Origin of the sequence: Frankia sp. AgB1.9, assembly GCF_016786355.1 — a bacterium.
GTDB lineage: Bacteria > Actinomycetota > Actinomycetes > Frankiales > Frankiaceae > Pseudofrankia.
This window is the reverse complement of the sequence record NZ_JADWYX010000070.1, coordinates 1-7,423: the sequence shown is the minus strand read 5'-3', so window position 1 is coordinate 7,423 and position 7,423 is coordinate 1. Positions and strand designations below refer to the sequence as shown.

The window sequence follows — 7,423 nt, the reverse complement described above, 5'->3', positions numbered from 1 at the left end:
GGCCGGGCGGGTGAGGCGTTGCCGCTGTTCGAGCGAGCGCTGGCCATCGCCGAGGCCGTCTACGGCCCCGACCACCCGACGTGCCAATCGATCCGGCGCAATCTCGAAGACGGCGCCTCGATCTGACGTGCGGGAAGGCGTGAGTTCTCGCGCGCCAGGCGGTGGTGTCTTCCTGGGAGACGCGCATGGGCGTTTCGCGCGGGAGATGTTCGCTGGCGGCCTGTCTGCGGGCCGGGCCGGCTTAGACGGAGGCTCGCGCGGGGAGTGCTGCGCGGTTGGGTAGCTGGTTGCCCAGGTCGCGGACGGCCGGGAGTCGTGTCCAGCCTGGTTCGGCGGTGAGGCGTCGGTAGATGCCGGCTGCGCGGGTGGTCGTGGCTCCGTGGTCGTTCCCGCTTGCGGCGGTGAGGGCGTCGCGGACGGCTGATGCGGCCTGTTCGGGGTCGGGGCGCTGGCGGTGGATGAAGGCGCGGGCGAGCGCGAGGTATGTTCCGGCGATTTGGACGTGTCGCCCGCTGCCGTCGAGGAGGGCGAGTGATCGTCGGGCGTGGTGTTCTGCCTGGTCGCCTCGTCCGAGGTAGCCGAGTGTCGCGGCGCTGAATGCCTCGAAGCCTTCTTCGCCGCCTGCTTCGGGTCCGGGCTGCGGTGGGCCGGTCCAGATGTTGTCGCGCATGGTGCGTAGCGCGGCAAGGGCGCCGTCGGTGTCGCCGATCTGCGCGCGGGCTCGGGCGAGTGCGCTGGCGAGCTTGGGAACGATGTAGGGGTGCGCGCCGCGCTGGCCTTGCTGTGCCAGGTCGGCTGCTGCTGGATAGTCGCCCGCGAAGAATGCTACGGCTGAGCGCATGACGATGACGGACCCGGAAAGCAGGGAGTCCCGGGCGGCGTCGGCGTGCTGCGCGGCGAGCACGAAGAACGTCAGTGCGGTGTGGTCGTCGCCCATGTCGAACGCGAGTTGGCCGCGGTAGTAGGCGTACCGACCCGCGACAAGATCTAGATCTTGTCTGGTCGGGCCCGGCCGGCAGGCTCCCAGGAGAATCTCGGCGTCGTCCCACGCCCGTTCGATCGGGTCGATCAGGTCACCGTGCGGCGTGACCGCGTAGAGGGTGGTCAACCGGTGGATGCCGTGTTGGAGCTGGGCGAGGGTGAGTGGGTCGGGGCCGGCGGCGGCGATCGCCCGGGAGATCCGCGCGGCACGCTCGGCGGGGCCGATCACTGTCCCGGTCGCGGTGAGTAGGACGCCAGCGTTGAGCAGGTCGCGACGACGCGTCGCACTCACCTCCCCGGGGCCGGTCAGCCTGGTGTGTCCATCGTCATCCGGCTCGGCGTGCTGAACCAGGTCCGTGGGGGCGGTGCGGGAGGAGTCACGCTGCGGCGGTGCGCTCGGCGGCGGCTGTAGGAGGTCACGCGCGTCGGTGGCGAACATCGTTTCCAGGACGCGGCGTGATGCTGGGTGAGGTCTGTCGATCTGGCCGGCGACCCATCGTTTTGCCTGGCCGAGGCTGATGGCGTGGTCACGTCCGCCTGGCAACGAGCGGCGGGCGGCACGGTTGAACTCCTCGGTGAATTCCTCGACGGTCCAGCACCGTTCCTGGATGCGGCACGCCAGCAGGGTGCGTTGCGCGGGAGCCACGGACACAGGCGTCCCTCCTCGGGCAGGGGCGGAACGAACATCCCCATGATCGAGGGGCCGCCTGCTCCCTGTCACCAGGGCCGTGCGGACTGATACCAAACCGCTCGGCAAATGTCCCCAAGAAGGCACCATCGACGGCCTTGACACGGCACCACAGGACATCCCCAGCGGCGGAGACGCACGTTTTCAAGGCAGCCGAAAAGATCCGTTGACGGCTACGTAAGAGAGTCATCCGATCGCCAATCGTTGCCTCGACGGTTCCGGCCGGGCTGGCGTCACCCCCCGGCCGGCGCCGCCCTGACAGCCGCCCGCCAGACGCGGGCGTCCGGCCCGGCATCGGGGAGACATCGTGACGACGGCAGTGATCGAGTGGAACGGCGGTAACGGCGCCCCGGTGGTCCTGCCAGTCCTCGCGCCGCTGGGGCGCGACGGATTGGCCCTCACAAGACCGTTTGGGTCAGACCCGGCCGACCCTCACGGGTCGGGGTCGGCGGGGGTGGCGTACATACCTCGGCCGCTGCTGGTGCGGTGGGCGTTGGAGATCGTGGCGACCTGTCCGGAGGTGGGTCCGGTCGCGGTCTGGCCGTACGGGGTGGCGGTGGAACAGACGGCGTTGGCGCTCGCGGTCGGCGGTCTGTTGGCGGCGGCGCGGCCGGTCGGTTCGGTAGCGCCTGTCGTGTGCGCGGGGCGTCCACCCATACGTCGCTCGCGCCCTACGGCCAGCTACGACGTGCGGGCCGACGTGGACGGCCGACGGGTAGAGCTGGCGGTGTGGGAGGTGTTCCGGTTCGCCCGCCCGGCCGCTGTCACGGGACTGGCGGCAGGTCGTGCGGCATGACGGCCACGACTCTGCGCGGGTACGACAACGCGGCGGACGGCTCGGCGGGCGGGGGCCTGGTGGTCACGATGGCCGTTGAGGGCGGTGGCGAGACCGTCGTGTCTGTGCCCCGTCTTGCGGTGGATGTTCCGTTGCGGCGGGCCGGGGTCGTCTACCGGGATCGTGACCCGGACTGGGCGCGGGCCCTCGGGGCGACGGGCGACGGTGTGCTGTTCACGCCGATGGCATGGTCGGACCGGTGGCGGGTCGCCCGGGAGATGGCCCGTTCGCCGGTGGTGGCATCGGCGGTGATCTGCCCGCCCGGGGCTTGGCCGGTACAGGTCGCGCTCGCGTTGGCGGTCTCGGAGACGCTGGGTGCTGGACGAGACAACCGGCGTGCCGTGGTCACGTCGACGGCCCGGCCCCTACCGCGACAGGACCAGCTCGCCATCCCCCATGAGGTCGCCGTGACCAGCGGAGACCGTGTGCAGGTCCGGGTCGTGTGGGAGATCGCCGGCTGGTGGCAGGGGCCCGAGTGGTTGGCGGGCCTGTCGGCGCGGCCGGTCGCGGGTGAGCGAGCAGGCAGCGCGCCTGGTGCGACGACCTCGGTCAAGAGGTAGGACAGGTTCGCGCTGAACCTTCGGACCGCGCAGCTCAGTGTTCGTCGGGCGGAGGCACAGCCAACGGCGTCGGTGCCTCCGGCTTTGTGTGTTGGGCGGTTTCGGCGGGCCTGGTCCGCCCCCCGTCGGTGTGCGGGCCGGTGTCCCCTTCCGGGCACCGCTAATCGTGGGACACGCCGTGGTCTTGGGGGGTATTGTGGGTGTTGGCCGACTGGCGGAAGCCATAAACAAACCCAAATTTTGCCCTGACTCCGGTTCGGGTGTTCGCCATGGTCAAGCCGACGCATAACTCAAACATTCGGCCATAGGGCTGCACTGGCTTGACGGGGACACCACCTAGCGCTTGGCGTGACCCACTGCTTTCTTCTGGCGGTGGGTATCCCGGGCGCACCCACTCCACACCGTGGAGTGGGTGGCTGCGCAAGCTACAGCCGCGCCTTTCTTTTCTTGTTCTGCCTGTGGTTGTGTGCTGCCCGCGTGCGGTGCTCTGATGCCGTGTGCTGATGGCGTCGTGCGGTCTTCGTGCCGTGGGGTGTCGGGGCTGTGCGCTGCTGTGGGTGGGCTGGTGCGCGGCTGGGCTTGCTCTCCTGGGTGGGAGCGTGTCCGGTGGCGGACGCCGTGGTTTCCAATGCAGGTGGCTGCGTACGGCCGGTACGGCTGGCGGGCCGGTCGGATCATGTGGACGTGGCGACGGGCGAGATGCGCCGCGCGCCGATCCCTCCAACGGTGCATGTGCGCTGCAACAACCGGCGGGCGTCGGCGTGTCCGGATTGCAGTCGGCTTTATCAGCGTGACGCCCGTCGGATCGTGGTTCAGGGCCTTAGCTCGGACGACGGCCGAGACTATGCGGGGTGTCCTGCCTGGTTCGTGACGCTGACCGCTCCGTCGTTCGGGCCGGTGCATTCCCGGCGGGCTGGCAAAGGCGCGGAAAGCCAGGTCTGTCGGCAAAGGCGCGGGACCTGCGAGCATGGCCGCGCGTTGGCTTGTACGCAACGGCATGCGGCGGACGATAAGCGGCTGGGCGAGCCGATCTGTGCGCGCTGTTTCGACTACGGCCGTGCCGTGGTCTGGAATGCGATGCTGCCGACGTTGTGGAAGGCGACGCGGGACCGGTTGGAATCCGCGGTGGCCTCGGCTGCCGGGCTGACCGTGACTGGGTTGCGCCGGCAGGTGCGGGTGTCGTTTGTGAAGGTCGCGGAGATGCAGCGGCGGGGCCTGGTCCACCTGCATGTCGTGATCCGGGTAGACGGTCGCGACGGTGATGGCGGTCTGACGGTCGCGCCGGGCTGGGCGGCCGGGGACCTGGTCGCGGACTGCCTGCGAGACGTGCTCGCCACGGTGGCCGTGGATGCTCCCGACCCTGCCGGGGTGGCGCTGCTGGACACGGCCGGCGCGCTGCCCGTGCAGCCGGCGACGGATGGCCGGTATGCGGTCGGCTGGGGCCGCCAAGTCGACATCCGCCGTATCCGCCTGGGTGGGGAGACGGACGCGGGGAAGGTCGCGAACTACCTGGCGAAATACCTGACGAAATCGACGCTCGACGGTGGCGCCCTCGATAGCCGTGTCCGGTCGCTGGCACACCTGGCCCGGCTGCGGCTACCCGCGCACCAACGTCGGCTCGTGGAGGCGTGCTGGCGGCTGGGGACCGACCGGGCGTTCGCCGAAGCGTTGGACACTGCGGCGGGCCGCACCCCGGGGCGCACGGTCGGGTTGCTGCGCTGGTCGCACGGATTTGGGTTCGGCGGGCAGTAACCCGGCCAACCTATAATCAACGTATGGTAACCAGCCGAAACGGTCCAGTCCGGCCCGCGGCCGTGGCACCCCCGGTGACCATGTCCCCGTTGGGCACGGTGCCGAGTTTCGAGGGTGTCCGCTTCGGTCTTTACACGCGGATCTCTGATGACGCCGAAGACGACGCGAAGGGTGTCGGCCGCCAGGAGGCCGACGAACGCGCGTGGGTCACCTCGGTCGGCGGGATCATCTGTGAGCCGGTGTACGAGGAGAACGACACGTCCGCGTACAAGAAGAAGCGGATCGTGCAGCCGGACGGGTCGTGGGTGTATCGGGTGATCCGCCCGGTGTGGCAGCGGATGCTCGCCGATCTACGCGCCGGAGTGATCGACGCTGTGATCGTCGCGGACCTGGACCGGTTGGCCCGTGACCCGCGCGACCTCGAGGACGCGATCGAGATCGTGGAGCATCACCGCCGCCCGATCGTCGGTCTGACCGGCGGGTTTGACCTGCTGACCGACGGTGGGAAGTTCACCGCCCGCATCCTGGTCGCGATGGCGAACAAATCCTCCGCCGACACCGCGCGACGGGTGCGCCGCTGGCACCTGGACATGCAGCAGACCGGGAAGATCACCGGTGGGCCGCGCCCGTTCGGGTGGAACGACGACCGCCGCACGCTGCACCCGGTCGAGAGCGAGATCCTGACCAAGTCCGTCGGCCGCCTGTTGGACGGGGTACCACTCACCGCGATCGTGACCGAGTGGAACCGTGCCAGGATCACCGGCACCCGGGGCAAGCACTGGCAGGTTGGCCAGGCCAAACAGATGCTGCGTAACCCGCGGCTGTGTGGCTGGCGAGGCCGCACGGTCTACGAGACCGACCCCGAGACCGGCGAGCAGTGCACGTTCGTCGAAGTCGTCCACGACCCGGACGGCAACCCGGTGGTAGGCGAGTGGCAGCCAATCCTCACCCCCGCCACCTGGGAACGCGTGGTGGCCGTCATCGGCGCGCGGCCCGACGGAAAGCGCCACCGGGGCCAGAACGCGCGGAAGTACCTGCTCACCGGCATTGTGCGCTGTGGCGAGTGCAACCGGCCGATGATGGGAACCGCGAGCCCCTACGGTCACCACTACCTGTGCCCCGCGTCGACCTACGGCTGTGGGAAGGTCGCCCGCAACGGCCCGAAAACCGACCAGTACATCGTCGCGGCTTTGATCAGCAAGGTGGAGTTGGAGCTAGCCGACGCGCCCGCTGCGGTGGACGAGGCGTGGCCGAAGGAAGCCGAACTCACCGACGTCCGCACCAGGATCGAGGAGTTGAACGCCGCCTACCGGGCCAAGCAGATCTCCGGCGACCGCTACTTCCCCCAGATCAAGCACTTCGAGGATGAGGAACGCGGCCTGCTGGCCAACCGCGCCCGCCACACCGCCCGCGTCGAGACCGTGAAAGCCGCCCCGGCGAACATCCGCGCCGAGTGGGACAGCTACACGCTGCCCCACCGACGGGCGATCATCGAGGACTACTTGCACGCCGTCATCGTCAAGAAGAGCCCGCGGCGCGGGGCACCGTTCGACCCGGACCTGTTGGACCCCCAATGGAAGTAGGCCGTCCGGCCAGGTCAGGCCCGACGCCACACCCGCCCGACCGCCGGCAGGGCCGACGCCGGCTCAGGGGGCACCAGGCCGAACAGCGCCGCCGCATGCGCGCGTTGCTCTGGCGTCCACCGGGGCGCGCGTAGCGCCTGGACCCGGCCCCACTCCTCTGGCGACGCGACCGCCGCACGCGTCGACGCACGCCCCGCACAGCGGCCCCGATGCCGAGGACCTCCCGCGCGGCCAGGCGACGGCCGAGCGCCACCGCACGGTTGCTCAGCCGAGGGGAGCACCGCTGGCGGCCGGCGGGCCCACCCACCCACCCCCACCGGTTGCGTCGCCTCCGCGACCACAGCAACCGGAACAGCATCAACGGCCCGGATCGAACCTTCGGTACTCACGACCGGGCCGACCATCAGCCCCGGCACGTCCGACCGGCCGGACGCCTCCTCGTGGTCGTCCTCGAAGGGCAGCGCGACCTCACCCGCTACCCGCCGCGGGGCACGGGCCCGGCTCACGACCCACCACCCGAACCGTCCGCGTCTGCTCCTGGGTCGCGGCCCCGGCCGGCATAGCGCCACTGGCCGAGCACCACCGTTGCCGGATCGCCATCCGGACGGCCGAACTCATCGAGTGCCACGAACCCGCCCGCATCGTCGGTGCCGAACGGACGACCGCTCAACGCGGCCGAGAACACCCGTGCCCAGCGCCGTCGCACCGAGCGCACCGCACCGAAGGTCGTGCTGTATCTGCGGCTTTTCCCGACCCAGTGACCACCGAACCCATGCGCGTGCGACCAGCGGATCAACCCCGGCAACCGGCCGGGAGCGCGACCGGCCGCCTCATCGAGCGCCGCGCTGAATGCCTGGTCAGAGCCGAGGCGCCAGCAGGTTTCGACTAGCCGCCGCTGGTGGTCGCGTAGCCGCAGCCGGCGCAGATGGCCGAGTGAGCGGACCGGCGCGTTCAGCGCGTCGTCGTCGCCGACGGACTTGGTCAGATACTTCGCCAGGTAGTTCCCGACCTTGACCGCGTCCAT

At 70.1% G+C, this 7,423-nt stretch carries 7 protein-coding genes; 4 read left to right on the top strand and 3 right to left on the bottom strand.

The genetic code is table 11. The features are described 5' to 3' along the window. A partial coding sequence (locus I6A60_RS44175; protein WP_203042473.1) for a tetratricopeptide repeat protein occupies nucleotides 1-126 on the top strand: 126 nt, incomplete at its 5' end. Between the two features lie 115 nt (nucleotides 127-241). On the opposite strand, the gene I6A60_RS25255 is transcribed toward I6A60_RS44175, so the two are convergent. After that, on the bottom strand, nucleotides 242-1,633 hold the full coding sequence (locus tag I6A60_RS25255) for a hypothetical protein (RefSeq protein ID WP_203022159.1): 1,392 nt from the start codon (nucleotides 1,631-1,633) through the stop codon (nucleotides 242-244). A gap of 468 nt (nucleotides 1,634-2,101) precedes the next feature. After that, the gene (locus I6A60_RS25250; protein ID WP_203022158.1) at nucleotides 2,102-2,326 is read right to left on the bottom strand and encodes a hypothetical protein; all 225 of its coding nucleotides are present in this window, start codon (nucleotides 2,324-2,326) and stop codon (nucleotides 2,102-2,104) included. A gap of 135 nt (nucleotides 2,327-2,461) precedes the next feature. On the opposite strand from I6A60_RS25250, the gene I6A60_RS25245 reads away from it, so the two are divergent. The 3 genes from I6A60_RS25245 to I6A60_RS25235 all read left to right on the top strand — a co-directional run bounded on the left by I6A60_RS25245 (nucleotide 2,462) and on the right by I6A60_RS25235 (nucleotide 6,399). Beyond that, the gene (locus tag I6A60_RS25245) at nucleotides 2,462-3,064 is read left to right on the top strand and encodes a hypothetical protein (protein ID WP_203022157.1); all 603 of its coding nucleotides are present in this window, start codon (nucleotides 2,462-2,464) and stop codon (nucleotides 3,062-3,064) included. A gap of 522 nt (nucleotides 3,065-3,586) precedes the next feature. Continuing rightward, complete coding sequence (locus tag I6A60_RS25240; protein WP_307873857.1) at nucleotides 3,587-4,816, top strand: replication initiator; 1,230 nt, start codon at nucleotides 3,587-3,589, stop codon at nucleotides 4,814-4,816. 23 nt (nucleotides 4,817-4,839) lie between these two features. Continuing rightward, on the top strand, nucleotides 4,840-6,399 hold the full coding sequence (locus I6A60_RS25235; RefSeq protein WP_203022156.1) for a recombinase family protein: 1,560 nt from the start codon (nucleotides 4,840-4,842) through the stop codon (nucleotides 6,397-6,399). A gap of 502 nt (nucleotides 6,400-6,901) precedes the next feature. Here the strand turns inward: I6A60_RS25235 and I6A60_RS25230 are convergent. Then, nucleotides 6,902-7,423: replication initiator (locus I6A60_RS25230; RefSeq protein ID WP_374487264.1), on the bottom strand; the 522-nt coding region annotated here is incomplete at its 5' end.